Raw genomic sequence first — 24244 nt, 5'->3', positions numbered from 1 at the left:
CGAAACAAGGAGGTTTCGTGCGTAGGACATCTTTGGGGCTGCTCAGCCTCGCCCTGGCCGCAGGGATGGGGGTGTCCATCGGAGCCCCGATGGTCGGCGCCCTTCCCACCGCCAGCCCGAACAACGTGCACGTCGGCGACGCCCCGGCGACCAAGGGGAGGGACGATCTGCCGAACCCCCAGGAGGACAAGCGCCGCGCACTCAAGGACGAGGCGATCAAGCAGGTCCTCAGCGGCACGGCCACGCCGGTCCAGAAGGGCAAGAGCACGGTCGTCAAGGTCAAGGGCAAGGGGAAGGGGAAGGGCCCCGTCGACCAGTACGTCGAGCTGGGCCGCCAGGGCACCGACAAGATCTTCGTGATCCTCGCCGAGTTCGGCAACGACCGCAGCGCGGCCTACCCCGACATCGACTCGGACCCGGCCACGCCCGGCCCGACGACGTGGGAGGGCCCGCTGCACAACGCGATCCCCGCGCCCGACCGTTCGCTCGACAACTCGACGAACTGGCAGCCGAACTACACTCGCGACTACTTCCAGAACCTCTACTTCGGTGCCGGCGGCCCCATCGGCCAAGGCGGCGCCCAGGAGAGCGTCAAGCAGTGGTACGAGCGCCAGAGCTCGGGCCGCTACAGCATCGACGGTGAGGTCTCCGACTGGGTCAAGGTCAAGTACAACGAGGCCCGCTACGGCCGCGACGTCTGCGGCTCGCACGTCTGCAACAACACGTGGTCCCTCGTGCGCGACGCCGTCAACCAGTGGGTCGCCGACCAGAAGGCCGCGGGCAAGACGCTCGACCAGATCAAGGCGGACCTGGCGCAGTACGACCAGTGGGACCGCTACGACGTCGATGGCGACGGCAACTTCAACGAGCCCGACGGCTTCATCGACCACTTCCAGATCGTGCACGCAGGTGGCGACCAGGCCGACGGTGACCCGATCCAGGGCGAGGACGCCATCTGGTCGCACCGCTGGTACGCGGCTACGAGCGCCGACGGCCCCGGCGGGCAGGTCGGCACTCCCATCGCCGACACCGGCATGTGGGTCGGTGACTACACGATCCAGCCCGAGAACGGCGGCATGTCCGTCTTCACCCACGAGTACGGCCACGACCTCGGCCTGCCCGACCTCTACGACACCGCCACCGGCGCCGACAACGGCGTCAACTGGTGGTCGATGATGAGCCAGAGCCGCCAGGCCGGACCGAACGACCAGTCCATCGGCTCGCGCGGCTCCGACTTCGGCGCGTGGGAGAAGCTCTTCCTCGGCTGGCTCGACTACAAGACCGTCACGCCCACCGCCAAGGGCACCAAGGTCATGCTCGGCCCGCACGAGTACAACACCGACAAGACGCAGGCCGTCGTCGTGCCCCTCCCGAAGAAGAACGTCGTGTCGTCCCTTGTGGCCCCCAAGTCGGGTTCGAAGGACTTCTACGGCGGTCGCACCAGCGCCACCGAGGCGACGCTGGCCCGCTCGGTCACCCTCGGCGCGGGCACCTCGACGCTCTCCTTCGCGACGAACTACGCGATCGAGGACTGCGGCTGCGACTACGGCTACGTGGAGGTCAACGACGGCTCCGGCTGGACGGCGATCCCCGGCACGGACACCCGCGCCGGCGAGGGCAACGGCATCACCGGCTGGAGCGGTCCCGCCGAGGGCCAGATGGGCTGGAAGGACGCCTCGTTCGACCTCTCCGCCTACGCGGGCAAGACGGTCCAGCTGCGCTTCCGCTACCACACCGACCCGGCCTACACCGAGCTCGGCTGGTTCGTCGACGACGTCAAGGTCGTCTCCAACGGTGCCACGCTCGTGGACACCGGGGCCGAGGGTGGCCTGGAGGGCTGGACGGCGAGCGGCTGGTCGTCGGTCGGCGCCACGACCTCGTGGGCGTACGACAACTACTACATCGCCTCCTACCGGAACTACGCGTCGTTCGACAGCTACCTGCAGAGCGGCCCGTACAACTTCGGCTGGCTCAACACCAACGGCGACAAGGTGGAGCACTTCCCCTACCAGGACGGCCTGCTCATCAGCTACTGGGACACCTCGCAGGCTGACAACAACACCGGGGTCCACCCCGGTGAGGGCCTCATCCTCCCGGTCGACGCCAACCCCGAGCCACGGGCCCTGTCCGACGGCACGGTGCTCCGTCCGCGCATCGCCGGCTACGACGCGCCGTTCTCGACGCAGCAGTCCGACACGTTCACCTTCCACAAGAACGGCGCGCCGTTCCTGGTGAAGGGGGCTGCGGCCAAGCCGGTCTTCAACGACGGCGGCACCTTCTGGTACTCCCAGACGGCGACCACTGGCGTGAAGGTCCCGAACAACGGCGTCAACATCGGCATCGAGAACCAGTTCGGCACCTCGATGCAGATCAAGGTCTGGAAGCGCTGACGCCTCCCCCCTTGTGACGCAGTGAGGCCCGCCCCCTTCGTGGGGGCGGGCCTCTCCGCTTGTCACCTTCTACGGCGTGCGGTTCCGTTGCGCTGGAAGGGAACCGGGCGGCATACGCCCTCGGGGTCGTTGTGCCTCAGACGGACTCGGCGAACGCCTTCTCGAAGATGTCGAGGCCCTCGGAGAGCAGCTCGTCGCTCGCGGCGAGGGGCGGCAGGAACCGGAAGACGTTGCCGTAGGTGCCGCACGTCAGCGTGACGAGGCCGGCAGCGTGGCAGGCCTTGTTGACGGCCCCGGTGAGCGCGGCATTCGGGGTGAGGTCGCCCTCGCCGTTGACGAGCTCGATCGCGAGCATCGCGCCGCGGCCACGGATGTCGCCGATCTGCGGGTACTGCGCGGCCAGGGCCTCGAGGCGCGGCACGAAGAGCGCCTCGACCTGCTTGGCGCGGCCACAGAGGTCGTCGGCCTTCATCGTCTCGATGGCGCCGAGCGCCGACGCGCACGCGACCGGGTTGCCGCCGTAGGTGCCGCCGAGGCCGCCGCCGTGGACGGCGTCCATGATCTCGGCACGCCCAGTGACGCCGGCCAGCGGGAGGCCGCCGGCCATGCCCTTGGCCGTCGTGATGATGTCGGGCACGACGTCCTCGTGCTCGCTGGCGAACCAGTCGCCCGTGCGGCAGAAGCCGGTCTGCACCTCGTCGGCGATGAACACGATCCCGTTGTCGCGGCACCAGTCGGCGACCTGCTTGACGAATCCCGGTGCGGGCACGATGAACCCGCCCTCGCCCTGGATCGGCTCGAGGATGACAGCGGCGAGGTTGTCCTCCCCCACCTGCGCGTGCACCTGCTGGACGAAGACGTCGAAGCTCTCCTTCGCGCAGTCGGCGGGGCCGCCCGGCCAGCGGAACGGATAGCTCATCGGGGCGCGGTAGACCTCCCCGGCGAACGGCCCGAACCGGTGCTTGTAGGGCATGTTCTTCGCGGTGAGCGCCATCGTCAGGTTGGTGCGGCCGTGGTAGGCGTGGTCGAAGGCGACGACGGCGTTGCGGCCCGTGTGGTGGCGCGCGACCTTGACGGCGTTCTCGACGGCCTCGGCGCCCGAGTTGAACAGGGCGGTGCGCTTCTCGTGGTCACCGGGGGTGAGGTCGTTGAGGGCCTCGGCGACCTCGAGGTACTCCTCGTAGGGGGTCACCATGAAGCAGGTGTGCGTGAAGTCCTGGACCTGCGCGGTGACGCGCTCGACGACACGCGGCGCCGCGTTGCCGACGGTCGTGACGGCGATGCCGGAGCCGAAGTCGATGAGCTGGTTGCCGTCGACGTCGACGAGGATGCCGCCGCCCGCCCGCTCGATGTAGACGGGCAGGCCGGTCGAGACACCGGCGGACACGGCGGCGGTCTTGCGCTGCTGGAGCTCGGAAGACCTCGGGCCGGGGATCGCGGTCCGGAGGACGCGCTGCTGGGGGACGCTGCTCATGCGCGTCAGTATGCCGCCGGGTGGCCATCGAACGGAACCCGGCCTTCGCGCCCCGGGCGCGCATTCCGCACGCGAACGCCGCGTTCGACGACGAACTCCGCGGTAGAGCAGGGCGTTAGCCACCGAACTCGGCGTTCGGAGCTGCCGGCGAGTTCCCGAGGAGCCCGTGCACGGAAGTGGGCACTCGACCTGAAGGTCCAGTCGAGTGCTCACTTCCCGACACCCCCGGTCGGCGGCACGCCCTGTCGTCGTGCCGCCGACCCCGTCGCCTACAGCTCGACGCCCTCGCCGAACCGGCCGCGGTGGTCGGCCGGGATCAACGGCTTGTCGGCGCGAGCCTTGATCTGCTGGACGGCCCACGTGTTGCCGTCGGGGTCGCCGAACCCGAAGAACGTGCCGCCGTCGCGGGGGTCGATGGTCTGGACCTCGGAGCACTCGACGCCGCGACCGACGAGCTCGGCACGCGCGGCCCTCGGCGTCGGCGACGACGAGCTGCACGCCCTTGAGCGAGCCTGGAGCCATCTCCTGCTGGGCCGGGATGTCGCCCACCACGATCGAGCAGCCTGATCCGCGCGGCGTCAGCTGGGCGACGTGCATGTGCTCGTTCTTCGTGTCGTGGTCGAGGTCGAACCCGACCTGGTCGCGATAGAAGGCGATGGCGGCGTCGAGGTCGCTGACCGGGACGATGACGACCTCGAGGGTCCAGTCCATGGCGCTCAGGCCTGCGCCGACGAGGAAGCCGCGGTCGACGATTCCGCGGCGCCGAGCAGCTCCTCGAGCTGCTCGTAGCTGTCGACCATGCCCTTCTCCATGCCGCTCTCGACCATCATGTCGCGGCCCTCGACGCTCGGGCCGACGCTGTGGCCCTCGAGCCGGCAGCGGCCGTCGCCGAGGTCGACGAAACGCATGAACTCGATGGCGACCTCGTCGGGCGCGCCCTCGAACTCGAAGGTCTGGATCGCGAGGTCGTTGTCGCGGACGGTGTGGAACGTGCCCCGGAAGCCGTAGACGTTGTCGCCGTCGCGGTGCGTGTAGCGGTAGCTGCCGCCGGAGGTGAAGTTCCAGTGGTCGATGACCATCTCGTAGCCCCGCGGGCCGAGCCACTGGCGGACGAGCTCGGGGTCACGGTGGGCGTTGAAGACGGCCTCGACGGGGGCGTCGAACTCGCGCGTGAAGTCGATCCACGGCTTGCCGGCGGGGGCGTCGATGTTCAGTGGGTTGCTCATGACTGGTGCTCCTTGTTCGTGTCGTGCGTGCTGGTGCGAGGTGCTTCCTGCGTGGTGGTGCGCTCGAGAAGGGCGTCGAGACTGCGGAACCGCTGCTCGGAGAGGAGGCGGTAGCGGTCGATCCAGGCCGTCAGGGCCTCGAGGCGGGCGGCCTCGAGGTGGACCGGTCGGCGCTGGGCGTCGCGGGTGCGGCTCACGAGGCCGGCCAGCTCGAGCACCTGGATGTGCTTGCTGACGGCCTGCTTGCTGATCTCGAACGGTTCGGCGAGCTCGTTGACGGTGGCCGGGCCTCGGCTGAGCCGGGCGATGATCGCGCGCCGGACGGGGTCGGCCAGGGCCGCGAACGCGCGGTCGAGGTCGGCGTCCGACACCGGCGAGAGAATCATTGTCAACCAACTCCTTGATCAATCGATAGATTGATTACACGCCGACTCAACCCCGATGTCAACCCCCCAACCCCATCGAGAAAGCGTTTCGTCCGGACGGATCGCTTTCTCGATGGTGTCTGGGCTCGTGTGCGTCGAGCGCGCGCGAGCGGCCGAGCGATCCGGCATACAACCGCAGATGCGTGTGTAGAGTGGCCGTCATGCCGCAACTGCGCATCACCGAGGCCGCTGCGCTGCTCGGCATCTCCGACGACACCGTTCGTCGGATGGTCGACTCCGGCCGGCTCGACGGCGCCTACGACGAGGCCGGTCGCCGCACCGTCGACGGGGCCCAGCTGGCCGCCGTCGCCCAGGAGCTGGCCCACCCGGCCGCGGTCGGGGCCATCGGCGGAGCCTCCGCCCGCAACCGGATGCGAGGCATCGTCACGGCCATCACGAAGGACACCGTGATGGCCAAGGTCGAGTTGCAGTGCGGCCCGTTCCGCATYGTCTCGCTCCTCTCCAGCGAGTCGGTCGACGACCTCGGCCTCGAGGTCGGCTCGGTCGCCGTCGCCAGCGTCAAGTCGACCCACGTGGTCGTGGAGGTCCCCGTATGAGCACGAGCACGCCGGCACGTCACCGCCGCTCCCTCACCGCCGGCGCCGCTGCTGCGCTCGCGACGCTGGTGCTGGCCGCGTGCGGCAGCACCAGCCCCACCAGCTCCGCCGACGGCACCGGACAGCCGGGGAAGTCCGGTGCCTCGGCGGCCCAGACGCAGGGCCTCCAGGGCACCGTCACCGTGCTTGCCGCCGCCTCGCTCACCGAGTCCTTCGACCAGCTGAAGAAGGACTTCGACGCGGCCAACCCCGGCGTGACCGTCGAGACGTCCTACGGCTCGAGCAGCACGCTCGTGCAGCAGGTCAACAACGGCGCCCCCGCACAGGTCATCGCCCTCGCCGGCACCGCGGCGGCCGACCCGCTCGACAAGGGCCTCGTCAAGGACACGAAGAACTTCGCGACCAACCTGCTCGAGATCGCCGTGCCGCCGGACAACCCTGCCGCGGTCGCCTCGATCAACGACCTCGCCAAGCCCACGGTCAAGGTCGTCCTGTGCGCCGACACCGTGCCGTGCGGCAAGGCGGCGCAGGCGACGTTCACAAAGGCGCGCGTCGTGCCCAACGTCGTGAGCAAGGAGGTCGACGTGAAGGCCACGCTGGCCAAGGTCAAGCTCGGCGAGGCCGACGCCGCCGTCGTCTACCACTCCGACGTCGTGGCGGCGAAGGACGCCGTCAAGGGCGTCGAGATCGCCGCCGACGTCAACACCACGCTGTCCTACCCGGTCATCACGCTCGCCGACGACGCGGCCACCAAGGCCTTCGTCGCCTACCTGCTCAGTTCCAAGGGGCTGGCCACGGTGCAGTCGTTCGGCCTCGGCGCGCCCTGAGCCCCACGGGCCTCGGCGCCCGGAAGGATGCCGTGACATGAGGTATGCCGGCCGCTGGCGCACGAGGGTCGCCCTCGGCGTCCCGGCGGGGCTGGCGCTGCTGCTGCTCGTCGTGCCGCTGGTCGCCCTGCTGCTGCGCGCAGACTGGGCACGCATGCCAGCCGACCTCGCCGGACCGAGCGTCCTTCCGGCACTGCGGCTCTCGCTCACCACGACGACCTCCACGGCGGTGCTGTGCCTGCTGCTCGGCACACCCCTGGCGTGGTTCCTCGCCCGCTCCGACCACCGGGCGACGAGCTGGGTGCGGGCCCTGCTCACGGTGCCGCTCGTGCTGCCACCCGTCGTCGGCGGCGTCGCCCTGCTCATGACGTGGGGCCGCAACGGCCTGCTCGGCCAGCACCTCACGCCGTTCGGGATCCAGATCCCCTTCACGACAGTGGCCGTCGTGCTCGCCGAGACGTTCGTCGCGATGCCCTACTACGTGCTCGCCGTCGAGGGTGCGATGCGAGGCCTCGACCCGCGCCTCGAGTCGGTTGCGCGCACGCTCGGGGCGACCGACCTGCGCTACCTGCGCACGGTGGGGATCCCTCTCGTGCTGCCGGGCATCGCGAGCGGGCTCGCCCTCGCGTGGGCCCGGGCGCTCGGCGAGTTCGGCGCGACGATCACCTTCGCCGGCAACTTCCAGGGCCGCACGCAGACCCTGCCGCTCCTCGTCTACGTCGAGCTCGAGCGCGACCCGCAGGTGGCGATCTCGATCTCCATCATGCTGCTGGCCGTCAGCGTGCTCGTGCTCGGCGTCCTTCGCGGGCGGTGGCTGCGATGAGCCTCGACGCGCGAGTCCGGCTGTCCCGCGGGACGATCGAGGTCGACGTGGAGCTGCGGGCCGAGCCCGGTCAGGTCATCGGCGTGCTCGGCCCCAACGGCGGCGGCAAGACGACGGCCGTGCTCGCCCTCGCCGGCGTGCTGGCCGTCGCCGAGGGCCACGTCCGCGTGGATGGGCAGCTCTGGGACGACGGGCGCCGTGCCCTGCCGCCCGAGCAGCGCGCCGTCGGGCTGATGCTCGCCGACAGCCTCCTGTTCCCACACCTCTCCGCGCTCGACAACGTCGCCTACGGTCCGCGCAGCCGCGGCGTCGACCGCCGGAGGGCGCGCCAGCGGGCCAGCGCTGAGCTCGACCGGGTCGGCCTGGCAGACCGCGGAACTTCACGTCCGCGTGAGCTGTCCTCCGGCCAGCAGGCCCGCGTCGCCCTGGCCCGCGCGCTCGCGACCGACCCCTCGCTTCTCCTGCTCGACGAGCCGCTCGCCGCTCTCGACCCCGACACGAGGGCACGCACCCGCAGCGACCTCGCGACCCGCCTGACGGCATACGGCGGCGTCACGGTGCTCGTGACCCACGACCCCCTCGACGCCCTCACCCTCGCCGACCACCTCGTCTTCGTCGAGGACGGCCGCGTCACCCAGTCAGGCACGCCGGCCGACGTGCTCAGCGAACCACGCAGCCCCTACGTCGCCACCGTCGTGGGACTGAACCTGTATGCGGGAGAAGGTGACTCGCGCGGTCACGTCACCACCGACGACGGTGGGGTCGTCGTCACCACGAGCCCGACCGAGGGGCGCGTCTGGGCCACGATCCCGCCCAGCGCGGTGTCGGTGCACCTCCACGAGCCCGAGGGCTCACCGCGCAACACGTGGCACCTGCGGGTGGCGTCGGTGACGGTGCAGGGCCAGTCGGCGCGTGTCGGCCTCGTCGGCGCCCTCTCCCTCACGGCCGAGGTGACCCTCGAGTCCGTGACCGCACTCGGCCTGCAGGTCGGCCAGCAGGTGTGGGCCGCGGTGAAGGCCACCGAGGTGCGCACCTACCCCCGCTGAAGCTCCGCGGGGTCGACCGCCGCGTCGGGCCGGCCGGCCACGCGCCGCACGCGGAAGAAGGCTGCGACCGACGGGAGCTGGACGGCTGCCGCGACGACGAGGGCGACGGGGATCGAGGTCCGCGCCGCGAGAGCGCCCAGCGGAGGACCTCCTGCGACCTGCCCGATCGCGTTGGCCTGGCTGTTCATCGAGAGCACCGTGGCACGCGTGGACGAGTCGAGGTTGCGGTTGAGCCAGGTCGCCTCGATCGGGCCGGCGAAGGCGCGGCTCGCGTTGTGGAGCCACAGTGCGGCAAGCACCAGCCACAGGCTCCCGAGGAGGGCGACGCCGACGACGGCCAGCACCTGCGCGACGGCGGCGAGGGCGACCGGCAGGCCGGGGTTTTCGTCAACCACGCGTCGGGGCAGCCAGCGACTGCTCGCGAAGGAGGCCGCGAGCGAGACGAGGGATCCAACCAGGGCGAAGGCCGTGAAGGCCACGGCCTCGTCGCCGCCGAACACCTCCGGCATGGCGAACGTGTCGAGCACCCGCACCTGCCACAACCGGTCGAAGACCTCGCTCGACAGCCCCACGAGCAGACTGACGAACAGGAACACGCGAACCACCCTGCGGCCACGGGCGATCCGCGCACCGGCCACCAGCTGGTCTCGCATGTGCCCGAAGGTCTCGCGCTCTCCACGCGGGGTGGGGTGGAAGTTGCGCTCGGGCATCGTGAGCAGCAGGCCGATGGCCAGGAGCATGAGCGTGACGCCGGCGACGACGATCGGCACCCGGAGGGAGATGAGACCGAGCGCGCCGGCGGCCAGCGTGCCGACGAAACCGAACGCCAGGTCCAGCTGCGTCTCGCGGGTGAACACCTCCGACACGGCCTCCTCCCCCACCTCGTCGGTGATCCACGCCTGCAGCGCGCCCGACGTGAAGGTGTAGCCGATGCCCCAGATGACGTTGCCGACGAGCGCCGCGGCGAACGTGGCGAGCACGCCCTCGACGGCGAAGCCCGCCCCGACGAGCAGGAAGCCGATGATGACCGACACGCGCCGGCTCCACAGGTCCGCGACGATGCCGGTCGGCACCTCGAAGACGAAGCAGGTCGCCTCGAGCACGGTGCCGACGAGCACCATCTGGAACGGGTCGAGCCCGACCACGCGGTACTGGAAGACGAGGTTCAGGGTGAAGCAGGCGGCATACGCGAAGGCCGCGACCGCGGTCAGCACGTAGAAGGTCGGCCTCGCCGGGGTCTCGCGCAGCGGGTGCCGCAGCAGCGTGAGCACGGCTCGACAGTACGGCCGCGGCGGTGTCCCCGTCCTGCGGTTTCCGAGGAGGTATGCCGCCCGGTGGGCTCGGGCGACCGCGCTCGGCCGCGCTCGAGTGACCGCTCTCGACAGCGGCGAGCGCCGCCGGCGAGCGGCGACGCCTGTCTCACACTTTGGACGAAATGCTCGGACGTCCTAGTATCTAGGCCATGCCAGCGACGAGGCTGATGCCGACCGACGAAGCCACCGACCTCATCGAGCTGACCCGCGAGATCTGCCGCAAGGACCTCGCGCCGAGGGTCGACGACGCCGAACGCGCCCGCGCCTTCCCCGAGGAGACGTTCCGCACCCTCGGCCGCGCCGGGCTGCTGTCGCTGCCCTACCCCGAGGAGTTCGGCGGCGCGGACCAGCCCTACGAGGTCTACCTCCAGGTCGTCGAGGAGATCGCGTCGGTCTGGATGAGCGTCGCGGTGGGCGTCAGCGTGCACGGCCTCACGGCATACCCCGTGGCGACGTTCGGCACGCCCGAGCAGCAGCAGGCCCTGCTGCCCGGCATGCTCTCCGGCGATCAGCTCGGGGCCTACTGCCTGTCCGAGCCGCTCGCAGGCTCCGACATCGCCTCGATGACGACCCGCGCGACGCGCACCGACGCCGGGTGGTCGCTGAAGGGCACCAAGGCCTGGATCTCGCACGCGGGCCACGCCGACTACTACACGACCTTCGCCCGCACCTCCGACGAGGGCGGCAAGGGGCTGTCGACCTTCGTCGTGCCGGCCGACTCCCCGGGCCTCACCTTCGCCGAGCCGGAGAAGAAGATGGGCTTGCACTGCGACCCCGTCTCACAGGTCATGTTCGACGCCGTTCCCGTCGACGGCGCCCGGCTCATCGGCAACAAGGGCGACGGCATGAAGATGGCCCTCTCAGCCCTTGATGCGGGTCGCCTCGGCATCGCCGCAGCGGCCACCGGACTCGCGCAGGCAGCGCTCGACGCCGCCGCCGAGTACGCGTCGGAGCGCCAGCAGTTCGGCCGCCGCATCGGCGAGTTCCAGGGACTCGCGTTCCTGCTCGCCGACATGGAGGCGGCCGTCACCTCGGCCCGCGCCACCTACCTCCACGCCGCCCGCCTCAAGGACGCCGGCCGCGGCTTCAGCAAGGAGGCCGCCGTCGCCAAGCTCGTCGCCACCGACGCCTCGATGAAGGTGACGACCGACGCCGTCCAGGTGCTCGGCGGAGCCGGCTACACCGAGGACTTCCCGCTCGAGCGCTACATGCGCGAGGCCAAGGTGACCCAGATCTTCGAGGGCACCAACCAGATCCAGCGGCTCGTCATCTCGCGCCACCTTCTCGCCCGCTGACCTCCCAGACATCCCCCCAAATCCAGCGAAAGGCCCTGCCATGCAGCTGAACTCGTCCACAGTCGCCGTCATCACCGGGGGCGGCTCCGGTCTCGGTGGGGCCACCGCCCGCAGACTCGTCGCCGACGGCGCCACCGTCGTCATCATCGACCTCGAGGGCTCCACGGCCCCGGCTCTCGTCGAGGAGCTCTCGGCCCAGCGCGCCGGCAGCGCCCACTTCGTCGCCGCCGACGTGCGCGACGAGGCGCAGGTCCAGGCCGCGATCGACAAGGCGACGTCGCTCGGCGAGCTGCGCATTGCCGTCAGCTGTGCCGGCATCGCGACTCCGGGCCGGGTCATCGGCCGCGGCGGCCCGCTCGCGCTCGACACCTTCAAGACCGTCATCGACATCAACCTCGTCGGGTCGTTCAACGTCATGCGTCTCGCGGCCGCCGCGATGCTCGGCAACGAGCCAGTCGACGGCGACCGCGGCGTCATCATCAACACCGCCAGCATCGCCGCCTTCGACGGTCAGATCGGGCAGGCCGCGTATGCCGCGAGCAAGGGCGGCATCGTCGGCCTCACGCTGTCGGCCGCACGGGACCTGGCAGACAAGGCGATCCGCGTCATGACGATCGCGCCCGGCACGTTCGAGACGCCGATGCTCGCCGGCCTGCCGGGCGAGGTCAAGGAGATCCTCGAGAAGCAGGTGCCGCACCCGTCGCGTCTCGGCAACCCGGTCGAGTACGCCTCGCTGGTGCGCCACATCGTCGACAACCCGATGCTCAACGGTGAGGTCATCCGCCTCGACGGCGCCCTCCGCATGCCGCCCCGCTGACCATCGGTCGGGGAAACCACGCACTCCCCCCATCGAGTGCCCACTTCCCGACACGGAACCCCCGTCGAGTGCCCACTTCCCGACACGCAAACCTCCGTCGAGTGCCCACTTCCCGACACGGCGTCGCGCAGATGATCGTGCGTGAGATCGGGCGTCCCGTGCGCTCTGGCGACCCGAGCTGCGCGATCTCGCGCGCGATCATGGGGCCTGTCTCGGCACAATGAGACCGTGAACGAGCCCGGCGGAGACCTGGTGATCGCGCCCGGCCCCGGCCTGCGGCGCGGGCTCGTCATCCCCGCAGTCGAGCTCGTCGAACGGTTCAGCCGCTCCTCGGGGCCTGGTGGCCAGGGCGTCAACACCACGGACAGCCGGGTCGAGCTCGTCTACGAACCGGGATCCTCGACGGCCCTCACCGACGCCCAGCGCGAGCGTGCGCTGGGCGCCCTCGGCCAGCGCCTCGTCGGAGGTCGCGTCACGGTCGTGGCGAGCGAGCACCGGTCCCAGTTGCGCAACCGGGCAGCCGCCCGCGAACGGCTGGCTGACCTCCTGCGTGCGGCCCTCGCCCCGCCACCGGCAACACGCCGAGCAACCCGGCCGACACGTGGCTCCCAGCAACGGCGGCTCGACGGCAAGAAGCGGCGAGGCGATGTGAAGTCCGGTCGTGGTCGCATACGGCCGGAATGACATCACTCGTCGGGAAGTGAGCACTCGACGGGGGGTGGGCGTCGCGAAGTGAGCGCTCGACGCACGAACCAGCCGGCATACGTTGGCCTCTCGACGCGCGCGAGGCGGCAAACATTGGCCTCTCGACGGTTGGGAGGCGGCAAACATTGGCCTCTCGACGGTTGAGGGGTCAGGTGTTGTGGGGTGGGGCGAGGGTGGTCGTCTCGACGACGGCATCGACGTCGATCGGGCCGTAGACGTGCGGGAACGTCTCGCCGGTGGCCGGGTCGCCGACCTCGTGGACGACCTTCGAGGTGAGGCGGGACTCGTCGATGTGCAACAGCACGAGCGGCTCTGCCACATCGGCGTAGAAACGTGACCGCACGACCGGCCACTGCTCCTCGGACGACGCGTGGATGAAGCCCTCCTCGGCGAGCGAGACCCCGCGCGTCGACCGGGTGTAGCTGCCGTCGCGGCGGGCCTGCTGCCAGTCGGCCTCTTCGGCCAAGTGGTAGATCATCCGCCAAGCCTGCACCCTCAGGGCCCCGTCGCAGGACACTGGGAGGAGATCGTCCGGCAGACGACAACCTCGGCGCGCACTCACCGCGTTGAGAGTGCGTCCATCCACGCCGGCCCAGGGGGTGTCCAGTGGGAACCATCGATCGCGAAGCGGACTTCTCGTCCTACGTGAGGGCGCGCCAGAAGTCCTTCGCCCGCTTCGCCTACCTGCTCACGGGCGACCCATATGCCGCCGAGGACCTCGTCCAGTCGGCCCTCGCGAAGGCGTACGCCAGGTGGGACCGCATCAGCGTCCTCGAGTCACCCGACGCGTACGTCCGCAAGATCATGGTCAACGAGCACACCTCGTGGTGGCGGCGGGCCTGGCGCCACCGGGAGCGCACCGACAGCGAGCTGATCCGCGTCATCGACCCGGCAGGGATCGATGCGCCGTCGCACGACAGCGAGCTGTGGGCGCACGTGCGCTCCCTCGCGCCCCAGCAGCGGGCCGCCGTCGTCCTGCGCTTCTACGAGGACCTCAGCGAGGCCCAGACCGCGGAGATCCTCGGATGCTCCGTCGGCACCGTCAAGAGCCACACGAGCCGCGCGATCCGGTCGCTGCGCAGCACGATGAAGGAGGTCACGCCGTGAACACCCACGACCAGGAGCACGAGCTCCAGACCCTGCTGCGGCAGGAGGCGGACCGCGTCGAGGTGCCCGGCGACTTCGCCCCCGTCGCGATCGCCAAGCGCCGCCGTGACCAGCGCAACCGCGCCGTCGTCGCCGCCACCGTCGCGGTGGCCGCCATCGCCATCGCCGTGCCGACTCTGTGGTCGGGGCGTGGCACGCTGCCGGCACCGGCACTCACGACGACCTCGGTTCCCTCACCCACCGGGTCGCTGCCGTCGCAGACGCCGACACCCACCCCGCCTCCGACGAGCGGAGCCCCGGTCGGATCTGTCGCGACCCGCTCCAACACGTATGCCGTCGACGACACCATCCGTGTCGGCGGCACCGTCATCCACCTCGAGAAGGGCACCGTCGTCGAGAGCTTCGCCGTGCTGTCCAACGGCGGTTTCGTGCTCCTGTCACACCTCTCGACGCCCAACGCGCAGTCCGAGCTCGAGATCCTCTCACCGACCGGCAGGACGCTCCGCGCCCTCGGCCTGGGCGGCTCGTACGTCGTCTCGCCGGACGGATCCACGGTCCTCGCCAAGAGCGGCACGTCGAACACGATCTCGGCCTACGCCCCCGACGGGTCGGTGCTCGGGCAACGCCAGGACCAGCGCGAGGCGGGTGCCGTCGTGGGCGACCTCGCCTACCTGAACGGTGACGAGAGCCAGGGATCGCTCGAGTGGAACCTCACCACCGGAGCCACCCGCAAGCTCCCCGCGCACGTCGTCGCGGTCTCGGCCGACCGGACGCGCGCAGCCCTGTCGTGGACCACCGCGACCGCCACCTTCGAGGACTTCTGCTGGGCCGTCGTCGACCTCACCCGGCCGGGCTTCCCGAAGACGGTCGAGCGCTGCGGGCAGAGCGGCAACCCCACGATGTTCCAGCCGACGGCCTTCTCCAGCCAGGGCACCTACCTGGTCGGGTCGCACTACGTCGACGGTGGCTTCTGGTTCAGCGCGGGCGTCGTGCGGGTCAGCGACGGCAGCGTGGTGGTGGGCGGCGACGGTGCCCACCTCGTGTCGGCCTGGAGCTGGCACCTCGAGGCGGACGAGTCGACCTTCGTCGTCTCGCGCAACACCTCGACGCCGGTCACCCCCGCGACGCGGAACACGCTGCAGCGCTGCACGCTCGAGATGAGCTGCACCCAGGCGCAGCCCGCGCTGGCGATCAAGGACCCCAACGGCTTCAGCGAACCGCGCTACGTGGTCCCCCGCTGACGATCGTGCCTCCCGCGCCGACTCGGCCGTCGGGAACTGAGCACTCGACGTGAGTCGCCCGCCGGGAAACTGAGCACTCGACGTGAGTCGCCCGTCGGGAACTGAGCAGTCGACGTGACTGGCCCGTCGGGAACTGGGCACTCGACGTGAACTTTTGCCTTGAGTGCCCAGACCGTCAAAGAGGACGTATGCCGTCCGCCCAGCAGGGCGGACGGCATACGCCACGCTGTCGGCGCGTCAGGCGGTGGCGCGGCGCTCGCGCATCCCGACGAGGGTGAAGGCGAGGGCGCCGAGCGCGACGAGGCAGAGCAGTGCCAGACCGAACCCGTAGCCGCTGAAGACCTTCTGGTAGGTCGCGCCCATGACGAGCGGCGGGAAGTAGCCGCCGAGACCGCCGGCGGCGCCGACGAGTCCGGTCACGGTGCCGACGCGCTCCGGGGGGGCGAGCCGGGCCACCCACGCGAACACGCCGCCCGTGCCGAGGCCCAGGAAGAAGGCGATGGCAACGAACGAGATGCCGGCCGGCCACTCGAGGGGCGGCTGGAGGGCGAGCACGACGGCCAGCGCAGCCGTGCCGGCGAGCGAGACGGCGAGCACGGTGCGCGGGCCGATGCGGTCGCTGAGGATGCCGCCGAGCGGGCGCGCCACGACCGCCGCGATGGCGAAGCCAGCCGTGCGCGTGCCGGCTGCCGTGAGGTCGAAGGAGTAGACGTCTTTGAGGTAGGTCGGCAGGTAGGTGGAGAAGGCGACGAACCCGCCGAAGGCGACGGCATAGAGGAACGACATCCGCCAGGTCACCGGCAGCTTCAGGGCGGCAGCGAGCTTCGGCACGACCGGGTCGGTGTTGGGCCGCCACGTCGGTGAGTTGCGCATGCCGAACCAGCAGATCGCCGCCGTCGCGACGAGGGCGAGGGCCATGATGACGTGCGTCGCCGTGTAGCCGAACCACGTGACGAAGCGCGGGGTGAAGAAGGCCGACAGGGCCGTGCCGCCCATGCCCGCGCCGAAGACCCCGGTGGCGAAGCCGCGCCGTGCCGGGGCGAACCACGCGTTGACGAAGGGGATGCCCACGGCGAAGGTCGTGCCGGCGATCCCGAGGAAGAAGCCGAAGACGAGCAGCAGCGCGAACGACTTCATGTTGCCGGCCAGCGCGACGAGCAGCACGAACGGCACCGAGAGCAGGGTGAGGGCGGGGAACATCAGGCGTCCGCCGAACCTGTCGGTGAGCGCTCCGACGGGGATGCGGCCCAGTGACCCGACGAGCACGGGCGTCGCGACGAGCAGGGCCTTCTGGCTGCCCGACAGCTGCAGCTGCTGGGTGTAGCGCACGCCGAGCGGGCCGATGAGGTTCCACGCCCAGAACGTCACCGCGAAGGCGAACGTGGCCAGGGCGAGGTTGCGGGTGTGGCCTACCAACGGCGCCGTTGTCGTCGACGCGGTCGTGGTGCTGGCACTCATGAGTTCTCCTGTGAGCGGTGTTTCGAGGTGGTCATCAGCGGTCCCGGTCGCTCGTGCCCACGCCGGACCAGCCGGGGCGGCTCGAGCGCGAGCCGGTGCCCCGGACGTCACGCGACCGGTAGACGATGTAGGGCCGGAACAGGTAGTGGAGCGGGGCCGTGAAGGCGTGGACGAGCCGCGTGAACGGCCAGAGCGCGAAGAGCAGCATGCCGACGATCGCGTGCACGTGGAACTGGATCGGCGCCTCCTCCATGGCCGCGACGTCGGGCTGGAGGAGGAAGACCGACCGGAACCAGGGCGACACCGTCTCGCGGTAGTTGTGGGCCTCGCTGCCCGCCCCGACGCTGACGAGCGTCGTCCAGAGGCCGAGCACGATGGCGGCCACGAGGAAGACGTACATCAGCTTGTCGTTCTTCGTCGTCGCCATGAAGACGGGACCGGTGCGGCGCCGGCGGTAGACGAGGATGAGGATGCCGACGAGGGTGCACAACCCGGCGAGACCGCCGAAGAGCAGCGCGTTGAAGTGGTAGAGCCCCTCGCTGACGCCGACCGCCTCGGTCCACGACTCGGGGATGACAAGGCCACCGACGTGCCCGATGAAGACGAGCAGGATGCCGAAGTGGAAGAGCGGCGAGCCGATGCGCAGCAGACGCGACTCGTAGAGCTGCGACGAACGCGTGGTCCAGCCGAACTTGTCGTAGCGGTAGCGCCAGATCGTGCCGCCGACGAGGCTCGCGATGCAGAGGTAGGGCAGCACGCCCCAGAGGAAGGTGCTCATGGCCGTGCCTCCACGGGTGCGCTCGACGAGACCGGTTGCAGCGGAAGGAGTCTCGGGTCGTAGGGCTCGAGACCGACGCTCTCGGCCGGTTGCGGGCCGGTCATCCCGACCATCACCATGACGGCTGCACGATCGACCGGCGACTCCCCAGGAAGGGTCGCGCACACGGCGACGGTGGCCGCGGCATACGGACTCTGCTTCTCCTGCAACGCGATCCGCAGCAGCTCGAGGCTCGCACGGTACTCCTGCAGCAGGGTGGTCCCGGCCTCTGCGTCGGCGCACGCAGCGAACTCGAGCACCATCGGGAGGTAGTCGGGCAGCTCGCCGTGCGTGTCGACGAGGAAGCCACTGCGCCGGTATGCCGTCTTGAAGCGTCCCAGCACCTCGCCGCGTCGGCGGGTGTCGCCGTCGGTCCAGTAGGACAGGTAGAGCGCGTGCTTGCGGCTGAGGTCGAAAGTGTCGACGTAGGCGCGCTGCAGAACCTCGAGCGGCTGCGACCCGAGGTGCTGGACGAGGGACTCCAGCTCGACCGCCCCGGCCGAGCCCGCCTGCTCCGCAAGGGCGTCCGTCAGCATCGGCAGGGCGGCGACGAGGTCGGCGTCGGGGTAGTCGAGGCAGCGGCCGGCGACGAGGTGCACGACACGGTGGTCGTCGTGCGCGCGGCGTTGCTCGTCACGGCGCGCCCGGGTGCGCAGGCCGATCACGGCTGCACCTCCCGCGCGGCGGCCCGCTCGCCCTCGGGGAACAGTCCCGGCGGCGTGCCGTTGCCGTCCCAGTTGAGCAGGTTGACGCGTCCGCGCAGCTCCTCCGCCGAGGTCGCCGAGTCGGTGGTCTGGCGCTGCTTGAGCGCGTTGAACGTCTCGACCGCCACCGGCGCCGGGCGGCCGCTGGCCTCGCCGAACGGACCCGACTCGTACATGCCCGGACCCTCGTCGTAGTCGAGCGAGCAGCCGAGCTCCTCGAGCTCGTGGGCGCGCTCGACGTGCGCGGTGGGGATGACGTAGCGCTCGTCGTACTTGGCGATCGCCATGAGGCGGTACATCTCGTAGAGGGTCTCCTCGTCGAGCCCGACCGCGGCCGGGATCGACGGGTCGCCGTCGCGGCCCAGTGACACGTCGCGCATGTAGGCGCGCATGGCGGCGAGCTTGCGCAGCACGCCGATGACGATGTCGGTGCGCCCCGCCGTGAAGAGCTCGGCGAGGTACTCGACGGGGATGCGCAGCGACTCGATGGCCCCGAACAGGACGTCGCGGCTCTCGGCGTCATGGCCTTGTGTCGCAAGCAGGTCCACGACCGGTGACAGCGGCGGGACGTACCAGACCATCGGCATGGTGCGGTACTCCGGGTGCAGCGGGAGGGCGAGGCGGTACTTCTTCGCCAGCGCGTAGACGGGGCTTCGCCGGGCGGCGTCCATCCAGTCGTCGGGTATGCCGTCGCGCCGGGCGGCGGCGACGACCTCGGGGTCGCTGGGGTCGAGCAGCAGGTCGAGCTGGGCCTCGTAGAGGTCGCCCTCGTCGGGAGTCGCCGCGGCCGCCGTCACCCGGTCGGCGTCGTAGAGGAAGAGCCCGAGGTAACGCAGCCGCCCCACGCAGGTCTCGGAGCAGACCGTCGGCAGGCCCACCTCGATGCGCGGGTAGCAGAAGGTGCACTTCTCGGCCTTGCCGCTCTTGTGGTTGAAGTAGATCTTCTTGTACGGGCAGCCGGTGATGCACTGGCGCCAGCCGCGACAGCGGTCCTGGTCGACGAGGACGATGCCGTCCTCCTCGCGCTTGTAGATCGCACCGGAGGGGCATGACGCCATGCAGGACGGGTTGAGGCAGTGCTCGCAGATGCGCGGCAGGTAGAACATGAAGGTCTGCTCGAGCTCGAAGCGGATCTTGTCCTCGGACTCGCGACGCACCTTCTCGACGATGGGGTCGAGGTGCCCCATCTGGCTCGCGCCGCCGAGGTTGTCGTCCCAGTTCGCCGACCACGTGACCTTGGTGTTCTCGCCGGTGATGAGCGACTTCGGCCGCGCCACGGGGAAGTCGTCGCCGAGCGGCGCCTCGACGAGGGTCTGGTAGTCGTAGGTCCACGGCTCGTAGTAGTCGGCGAGCTTGGGCTGCACTGGACTCGCGAAGATGCCGAGCAGCTTCTGCACCCGGCCGCCGGCCTTGAGCTTCAGGTTGCCGCGGCTCGTCAGGGTCCAGCCGCCCTTCCAGGTCTCCTGGTCCTCGTAGCGACGCGGATACCCCTGTCCGGGACGGGTCTCGACGTTGTTGAACCAGACGTACTCGGTGCCGGCGCGGTTGGTCCACGCCTGCTTGCACGTGACCGAGCACGTGTGGCAGCCGATGCACTTGTCGAGGTTCATCACCATGCCCATCTGGGCCATGACACGCATCAGTACGTCACCTCCTGCGAGCGCTTGCGCACGGTCGAGACCATGTCACGTTGGTTGCCTGTCGGGCCGAGGTAGTTGAACGTGTAGGACAGCTGGGCGTAGCCGCCGATGAGGTGGGTCGGCTTGACCAACAGACGAGTCACCGAGTTGTGGATGCCGCCGCGTCGCCCTGTCGCCTCGGACTTGGGGACGTCGATGGTGCGCTCCTGCGCGTGGTGCACGTAGACCACACCCTCCGGCATACGGTGGCTGACGATGGCCCGCGCCACGAGGACGCCGTTCGCGTTCGTGCACTCGACCCAGTCGTTGTCGCTGACGTCGATGGAGCCGGCGTCCTGGGGGCTCATCCACACCGTCGGCCCGCCTCGCGAGAGCGAGAGCATGAGCAGGTTGTCCTGGTACTCCGAGTGGATCGACCACTTGCTGTGCGGGGTCAGGTAGCGCACCGTCACCTGCTTCGCACCGTCGGGGCCGAGCTTCGGCTCGCCGAAGAGCCGGTGCATGTCGAGCGGCGGGCGGTAGGTCGGTAGCGCCTCCCCGACGTCCTGCATCCAGTCGTGGTCGAGGTAGAAGTGCATACGCCCCGTGAGGGTGTGGAACGGCTTGAGCCGCTCGATGTTGACCGTGAACGGCGCATACCGTCGCCCGCCGGTCTCGGAACCGGACCACTCCGGCGAGGTGATGACCGGCACGGGCTGGACCTGGGTGTCGGCGAAGGAGACCCGTTTCTCCTCCGCCCCTTCGGCGAGGTCGACGAGCTTCTTCCCGACCCGCTCCTCGAGCGTGCGGAAACCCTGGACCGCGAGGTGACCGTTGGTCGTGCCCGAGAAGGTGAGGATCGCCTCGGCGAGCTTCTCGTCGGTGTCGATCGCGGGCCTGCCGTCGCCGGCGCCACCGAGCATGACGCCGTTCTTCCTCGCCAGGCGCTGGGCCTCCTCCGCCACGTTGAACGTGACGTTCTTGACCGTGAAGCCCAGCGTGTCGGCCAGCGGGCCCACCGTCGCGAGCTTCTCGGCGATGGCCGTGTAGTCGCGCTCGACCACCTGGAAGACCGGCATCGTGCGGCCCGGGGTGCCGGGACTGCCGGTGGTGCGCCAGTCGACGACCCGACCACCCGGCTGGGCGGTCTCGCCGACGGTGTCGTGCTGCAGCGGGACGCTCACGAGGTCCTTGACGACGCCGAGGTGCGGCTTCGCGAGGTCCGAGAACCGTTGCGCCAGAAGGTGGAACAGGTCGAAGTCGCTCTTCGCCTCCCACGGCGGGTCGATGGCCGGGGTGAACGCGTGCACGAACGGGTGCATGTCGGTGGAACTGAGGTCGTGCTTCTCGTACCACGTCGCGGCGGGAAGCACGATGTCCGAGAGGAGCGTCGTCGACGTCATGCGGAAGTCGGCGGAGAGCAGCAGGTCGAGCTTGCCCTGCGGCGCCTCGTCGTGCCACTTCACGTCGGACGGCCTCGGCGTCTCGGGATTCTCGCTGCCCATGACGTTCGAGTGGGTGCCGAGCAGGTGCTTGAGGAAGTACTCATTGCCCTTGGCCGAGCTGCCCATCAGATTGCTGCGCCACAGCACGAGCGTGCGGGGCCAGTTCTCGGGGGCGTCGACGTCCTCGATCGAGGCCTTGAGACTCCCGTCGTGCAGGGCCCCGGCGACGTATGCCGCCGCGCTGGGGGCGCTGCCCGCCTCGACGGCGGCCTCGGCATCCTGCGCCACCTGGAGGGGGTTGGTGGCGAACTGGGGGTAGAAGGGCATCCAGCCGAGGCGGGCCGACTCGGCGATGGTGTCGGCCGTGTGCTTGCCCTTGAGGTGCCCCTTGGCCAGCGGAGAGCTCAGCGCGTCGGCGGAGTAGCCGTCGTTGCGCCACTGGTCGGTGTGCATGTACCAGTACGCCGTGCCGATCATCGTCCGCGGAGGGCGTGACCAGTCGAGGGCGTTGGCCAGGCTGATCCACCCGGTGATCGGACGGCACTTCTCCTGGCCGACGTAGTGGGCCCAGCCGCCACCGTTGCGGCCCATGCAGCCGGTGAGGACGAGGAGCGAGAGGATCGCGCGGTAGGTGGCGTCGCCGTGGAACCACTGGCAGATGCCGGCGCCCATGATGATCATCGAGCGGCCTTGCGACTGCTCGGAGTTCGTGGCGAACTCGCGGGCGATGCGGATGCACTGCTCGGCCGGCACACCCGTGACCTCGGCCTGCCAGGCGGGCGTGTAGGGCGACTCGACGTCGTCGTAGCCGCTCGGCCACTCCCCCGGCAGCCCGTCACGCGCGACGCCGTACTGCGCGAGCATGAGGTCGAAGACCGTCGTCACGAGGTGGCCCGCGACCCGGCGGGCGGGGACCCCTCGCCGCAGCACCGAGCCCGACCCGTCGGGCTCGAGGAAGGCGGGCAGCAGCACCTCGACCTGCTCGGCACCTGGAGCGGCCATGGTGAGCGCCGGTCTGACGCCCTCGAGGTCGAGGTTCCAGCGGCCCTTCCCGGAGTCGGCGTAGCGGAACCCCATGGAGCCGTTCGGCACCACCGGCTGGCCGCTCGACTCGTCGAGCAGTACTGTCTTCCAGGCGTCCTCGTCGGGCGCGTCGGCTCCTGCACCGCCCTTGGCGGCGAGACCGGACAGGTCGGCCGCCATGAGGAACTTGCCGGGCACACACGGTCCCGCGGACGCCCCACCCGGCGCGGCGGCATACGCCCCCTCGGCGGGGTCGAGGCGGATCAGGAAGGGCAGGTCGGTGTAGGTGCGCACGTAGTCGGTGAAGAAGTCGACCTCGCGGTCGACGAAGAACTCCTTGAGCAGCACGTGCCCCATCGCCATCGCGAGCGCCGCATCGGTGCCGGCCTGGGCAGGCATCCATTCGTCGGCGAACTTCGTGTTGTCGGCGTAGTCGGGGCTGACCGTGACGACCTTCGTGCCGCGGTAGCGGACCTCGGCCATCCAGTGGGCGTCGGGCGTGCGGGTGACGGGGACGTTCGAGCCCCACATCATGAGGTAGGTCGCGTCCCACCAGTCGCCCGACTCGGGCACGTCTGTCTGGTCGCCGAAGACCTGCGGGCTCGCGACAGGCAGGTCGGCGTACCAGTCGTAGAAGCTCGTCATGACGCCGCCGACGAGCTGGATGAAGCGGGTGCCCACGCAGTGCGACACCATCGACATGGCCGGGATCGGCGAGAAGCCGGCGACGCGGTCGGGGCCGTACTCCTTGATGGTGTGCACGTGTGCCGCTGCGGCGATCTCGACGGCCTCGCCCCACGAGGCGCGCACGAGACCGCCCTTGCCGCGGGCGCTCTGGTAGCGCCGGCGCTTGTCTGGGTCGGTCGTGATCTCGTGCCACGCGGCCACCGGGTCGCCGAGGCGGGCCTTGGCCTCGCGGTACATCTCGAGCAGCACACCGCGCACGTACGGGTAGCGCACCCGCGTCGGCGAGTAGGTGTACCAGGAGAAGGCCGCACCTCGCGGGCAGCCGCGCGGCTCGTACTCGGGCCGGTCAGGGCCGACGGACGGGTAGTCGGTCTGCTGCGTCTCCCACGTGATGATCCCGTCCTTGACGTAGACCTTCCACGAGCACGAGCCGGTACAGTTGACGCCGTGGGTCGACCGCACGACCTTGTCATGGCTCCAGCGGTCGCGGTAGAAGACGTCGCCCGCGCGACCACCCTCCCTGAAAACTGCTCTGCCGTCGGCTGACTCGTCCCATCGGGTGAAGAACCGGCCGGCCTTCAGCAGAGCCGATGAGGCGGGCCCGTCGAGACCGGGACTCGCGGGCCCGGACAGGCTGGCGCTGCCTCGGTTCACCTTGGACGTTCTCTCAGACACAGGTCGCGCTCCCTTGCGCTCCGTTGCTGGAACAGGCAGCCGCGAGGGCTGCCGTCGGTTGCACCTTGGCACGGGTGTGGCCTGTGTGACTAGGGCTACGACCCGATGTAGTTCTCACCTGATACTCCTCCTCCGGATGGGGTGAACGTGTCGACTTCGTCCCACTCGGGGCCGCCGAGATGGATCGCCGCAGCGGGGAAGAGCCCGTTGTCCTCACGGTCGATGTGCTCGCGCAGGAGATGCTCGAAGCGCACGAAGAGGTCCACCTGCCCGTCGCCGATGCGGGCGAGCAGGTCGTCGAGCTCGTGGTGCTCGGCGCACAGACCCTTGATGTGGTCGGTGAAGAGCTCGTCGCGGGCCATCACGGTGAAGAGTCCCGCCTCCTCGGCCGCGACGTGCGGGTCGAGGTGGGCGGCGAGCGCCTCCACCGCTGCGCGCCGTCCGGACTCGTCGTCGATCGAACGACGCAGCTCGCCGAGGTGGTTGACGATGTGCTCGTGCTCGGCCATGAACCGTCCGATGACCTCGAGGTCGGCGCATCCGCAGTAGCTGCACATCATCGGCTCCTGT

The 24244-nt window shown here is 70.0% G+C and carries 21 protein-coding genes and 1 pseudogene; 10 read left to right on the top strand and 12 right to left on the bottom strand.

All coding sequences use genetic code 11. From position 1 onward, the window contains the following. Positions 1-17 precede the first annotated feature (17 nt). Complete coding sequence (locus tag AC1DE0_RS00210) at positions 18-2390, top strand: immune inhibitor A domain-containing protein (RefSeq protein WP_478095983.1); 2373 nt, start codon at positions 18-20, stop codon at positions 2388-2390. Positions 2391-2526: 136 nt separating this feature from the next. On the opposite strand, the gene gabT is transcribed toward AC1DE0_RS00210, so the two are convergent. The 4 genes and pseudogenes from gabT to AC1DE0_RS00190 form a co-directional block, all read right to left on the bottom strand. Next, entirely contained in the window at positions 2527-3864 is a 1338-nt protein-coding gene (gene gabT / locus AC1DE0_RS00205; RefSeq protein WP_478097719.1) for a 4-aminobutyrate--2-oxoglutarate transaminase, read from the bottom strand. 474 nt (positions 3865-4338) lie between these two features. Continuing rightward, positions 4339-4575: pseudogene (locus AC1DE0_RS00200) on the bottom strand (VOC family protein); the annotation flags it as partial. A gap of 5 nt (positions 4576-4580) precedes the next feature. Then, entirely contained in the window at positions 4581-5090 is a 510-nt protein-coding gene (locus AC1DE0_RS00195) for an SRPBCC family protein (RefSeq protein WP_478095982.1), read from the bottom strand. Then, positions 5087-5476, bottom strand: coding sequence for an ArsR/SmtB family transcription factor (locus AC1DE0_RS00190; protein WP_478095981.1), 390 nt, complete (start codon positions 5474-5476; stop codon positions 5087-5089). The genes AC1DE0_RS00195 and AC1DE0_RS00190 overlap by 4 nt, the downstream gene beginning before the upstream one ends. A 200-nt stretch (positions 5477-5676) precedes the next feature. On the opposite strand from AC1DE0_RS00190, the gene AC1DE0_RS00185 reads away from it, so the two are divergent. From AC1DE0_RS00185 to AC1DE0_RS00170, 4 genes are read left to right on the top strand one after another with little or no spacing between them, the layout of a single operon-like run. Beyond that, positions 5677-6072, top strand: a complete 396-nt coding sequence (locus AC1DE0_RS00185) for a TOBE domain-containing protein (RefSeq protein ID WP_478095980.1) — start codon at positions 5677-5679, stop codon at positions 6070-6072. Beyond that, positions 6069-6899 (top strand): molybdate ABC transporter substrate-binding protein, encoded by an 831-nt coding sequence (gene modA / locus AC1DE0_RS00180; protein WP_478095979.1) that lies wholly within the window; start codon positions 6069-6071, stop codon positions 6897-6899. The genes AC1DE0_RS00185 and modA overlap by 4 nt, the downstream gene beginning before the upstream one ends. A gap of 37 nt (positions 6900-6936) precedes the next feature. After that, complete coding sequence (locus tag AC1DE0_RS00175; protein ID WP_478095978.1) at positions 6937-7722, top strand: ABC transporter permease; 786 nt, start codon at positions 6937-6939, stop codon at positions 7720-7722. After that, complete coding sequence (locus AC1DE0_RS00170; RefSeq protein ID WP_478095977.1) at positions 7719-8768, top strand: ABC transporter ATP-binding protein; 1050 nt, start codon at positions 7719-7721, stop codon at positions 8766-8768. The genes AC1DE0_RS00175 and AC1DE0_RS00170 overlap by 4 nt, the downstream gene beginning before the upstream one ends. Here AC1DE0_RS00170 and AC1DE0_RS00165 read toward each other — a convergent pair. Further along, complete coding sequence (locus AC1DE0_RS00165) at positions 8756-10039, bottom strand: MFS transporter (protein ID WP_478095976.1); 1284 nt, start codon at positions 10037-10039, stop codon at positions 8756-8758. The genes AC1DE0_RS00170 and AC1DE0_RS00165 overlap by 13 nt on opposite strands. A gap of 191 nt (positions 10040-10230) precedes the next feature. Between AC1DE0_RS00165 and AC1DE0_RS00160 the strand changes: the two genes are divergently transcribed. The 3 genes from AC1DE0_RS00160 (at position 10231) to arfB (ending at position 12877) form a co-directional block, all read left to right on the top strand. Continuing rightward, entirely contained in the window at positions 10231-11376 is a 1146-nt protein-coding gene (locus AC1DE0_RS00160) for an acyl-CoA dehydrogenase family protein (RefSeq protein ID WP_478095975.1), read from the top strand. A gap of 40 nt (positions 11377-11416) precedes the next feature. After that, positions 11417-12193, top strand: a complete 777-nt coding sequence (locus AC1DE0_RS00155; RefSeq protein ID WP_478095974.1) for an SDR family NAD(P)-dependent oxidoreductase — start codon at positions 11417-11419, stop codon at positions 12191-12193. A gap of 228 nt (positions 12194-12421) precedes the next feature. After that, positions 12422-12877, top strand: a complete 456-nt coding sequence (gene arfB / locus AC1DE0_RS00150) for an alternative ribosome rescue aminoacyl-tRNA hydrolase ArfB (RefSeq protein ID WP_478095973.1) — start codon at positions 12422-12424, stop codon at positions 12875-12877. A 169-nt stretch (positions 12878-13046) separates the two neighbouring features. Here the strand turns inward: arfB and AC1DE0_RS00145 are convergent, their stop codons facing one another. After that, the gene (locus AC1DE0_RS00145; protein WP_478095972.1) at positions 13047-13376 is read right to left on the bottom strand and encodes a DUF952 domain-containing protein; all 330 of its coding nucleotides are present in this window, start codon (positions 13374-13376) and stop codon (positions 13047-13049) included. A 128-nt stretch (positions 13377-13504) separates the two neighbouring features. Here AC1DE0_RS00145 and AC1DE0_RS00140 point away from each other — a divergent pair, with 128 nt between their 5' ends. Then, the gene (locus AC1DE0_RS00140) at positions 13505-14005 is read left to right on the top strand and encodes a SigE family RNA polymerase sigma factor (RefSeq protein ID WP_478095971.1); all 501 of its coding nucleotides are present in this window, start codon (positions 13505-13507) and stop codon (positions 14003-14005) included. After that, a complete protein-coding gene (locus AC1DE0_RS00135) occupies positions 14002-15246 on the top strand; it encodes a hypothetical protein (protein WP_478095970.1) in 1245 nt (414 codons plus the stop codon). The genes AC1DE0_RS00140 and AC1DE0_RS00135 overlap by 4 nt, the downstream gene beginning before the upstream one ends. A 237-nt stretch (positions 15247-15483) precedes the next feature. Here the strand turns inward: AC1DE0_RS00135 and AC1DE0_RS00130 are convergent, their stop codons facing one another. From AC1DE0_RS00130 to AC1DE0_RS00105, 6 genes are all read right to left on the bottom strand, one after another. Further along, the gene (locus tag AC1DE0_RS00130; protein WP_478095969.1) at positions 15484-16704 is read right to left on the bottom strand and encodes a nitrate/nitrite transporter; all 1221 of its coding nucleotides are present in this window, start codon (positions 16702-16704) and stop codon (positions 15484-15486) included. Between the two features lie 34 nt (positions 16705-16738). After that, entirely contained in the window at positions 16739-17482 is a 744-nt protein-coding gene (gene narI / locus AC1DE0_RS00125; protein WP_478095968.1) for a respiratory nitrate reductase subunit gamma, read from the bottom strand. Next, positions 17479-18186: a nitrate reductase molybdenum cofactor assembly chaperone gene (gene narJ / locus AC1DE0_RS00120; protein WP_478095967.1), complete on the bottom strand. Its 708-nt coding sequence runs from the start codon at positions 18184-18186 to the stop codon at positions 17479-17481. The genes narI and narJ overlap by 4 nt, the downstream gene beginning before the upstream one ends. After that, positions 18183-19865 (bottom strand): nitrate reductase subunit beta, encoded by a 1683-nt coding sequence (narH, locus tag AC1DE0_RS00115; protein WP_478095966.1) that lies wholly within the window; start codon positions 19863-19865, stop codon positions 18183-18185. The genes narJ and narH overlap by 4 nt, the downstream gene beginning before the upstream one ends. Then, positions 19865-23632 (bottom strand): nitrate reductase subunit alpha, encoded by a 3768-nt coding sequence (locus tag AC1DE0_RS00110; RefSeq protein WP_478097717.1) that lies wholly within the window; start codon positions 23630-23632, stop codon positions 19865-19867. The genes narH and AC1DE0_RS00110 overlap by 1 nt, the downstream gene beginning before the upstream one ends. A gap of 137 nt (positions 23633-23769) precedes the next feature. Then, on the bottom strand, positions 23770-24231 hold the full coding sequence (locus AC1DE0_RS00105) for a hemerythrin domain-containing protein (protein WP_478095965.1): 462 nt from the start codon (positions 24229-24231) through the stop codon (positions 23770-23772). Between the last annotated feature and the right edge of the window lie 13 nt (positions 24232-24244).

It is taken from the genome of Terrabacter sp. 05T424 (genome assembly GCF_056396225.1).
Note: the sequence above shows the minus strand (reverse complement) of the source record. Positions and strands in the feature narration are given on the sequence as shown.

What these genes read in the sequence shown, in the direction of transcription:
- gabT (WP_478097719.1), bottom strand. Translation starts at nt 3,864, where the DNA reads ATGAGCAGCGTCCCCCAGCAGCGCGTCCTCCGGACCGCGATCCCCGGC.
- AC1DE0_RS00195 (WP_478095982.1), bottom strand. Translation starts at nt 5,090, where the DNA reads ATGAGCAACCCACTGAACATCGACGCCCCCGCCGGCAAGCCGTGGATC.
- AC1DE0_RS00190 (WP_478095981.1), bottom strand. Translation starts at nt 5,476, where the DNA reads ATGATTCTCTCGCCGGTGTCGGACGCCGACCTCGACCGCGCGTTCGCG.
- modA (WP_478095979.1), top strand. Translation starts at nt 6,069, where the DNA reads ATGAGCACGAGCACGCCGGCACGTCACCGCCGCTCCCTCACCGCCGGC.
- AC1DE0_RS00175 (WP_478095978.1), top strand. Translation starts at nt 6,937, where the DNA reads ATGAGGTATGCCGGCCGCTGGCGCACGAGGGTCGCCCTCGGCGTCCCG.
- AC1DE0_RS00170 (WP_478095977.1), top strand. Translation starts at nt 7,719, where the DNA reads ATGAGCCTCGACGCGCGAGTCCGGCTGTCCCGCGGGACGATCGAGGTC.
- AC1DE0_RS00160 (WP_478095975.1), top strand. Translation starts at nt 10,231, where the DNA reads ATGCCAGCGACGAGGCTGATGCCGACCGACGAAGCCACCGACCTCATC.
- AC1DE0_RS00155 (WP_478095974.1), top strand. Translation starts at nt 11,417, where the DNA reads ATGCAGCTGAACTCGTCCACAGTCGCCGTCATCACCGGGGGCGGCTCC.
- AC1DE0_RS00145 (WP_478095972.1), bottom strand. Translation starts at nt 13,376, where the DNA reads ATGATCTACCACTTGGCCGAAGAGGCCGACTGGCAGCAGGCCCGCCGC.
- AC1DE0_RS00130 (WP_478095969.1), bottom strand. Translation starts at nt 16,704, where the DNA reads ATGAGTGCCAGCACCACGACCGCGTCGACGACAACGGCGCCGTTGGTA.
- narI (WP_478095968.1), bottom strand. Translation starts at nt 17,482, where the DNA reads ATGAGCACCTTCCTCTGGGGCGTGCTGCCCTACCTCTGCATCGCGAGC.
- narH (WP_478095966.1), bottom strand. Translation starts at nt 19,865, where the DNA reads ATGCGTGTCATGGCCCAGATGGGCATGGTGATGAACCTCGACAAGTGC.
- AC1DE0_RS00105 (WP_478095965.1), bottom strand. Translation starts at nt 24,231, where the DNA reads ATGTGCAGCTACTGCGGATGCGCCGACCTCGAGGTCATCGGACGGTTC.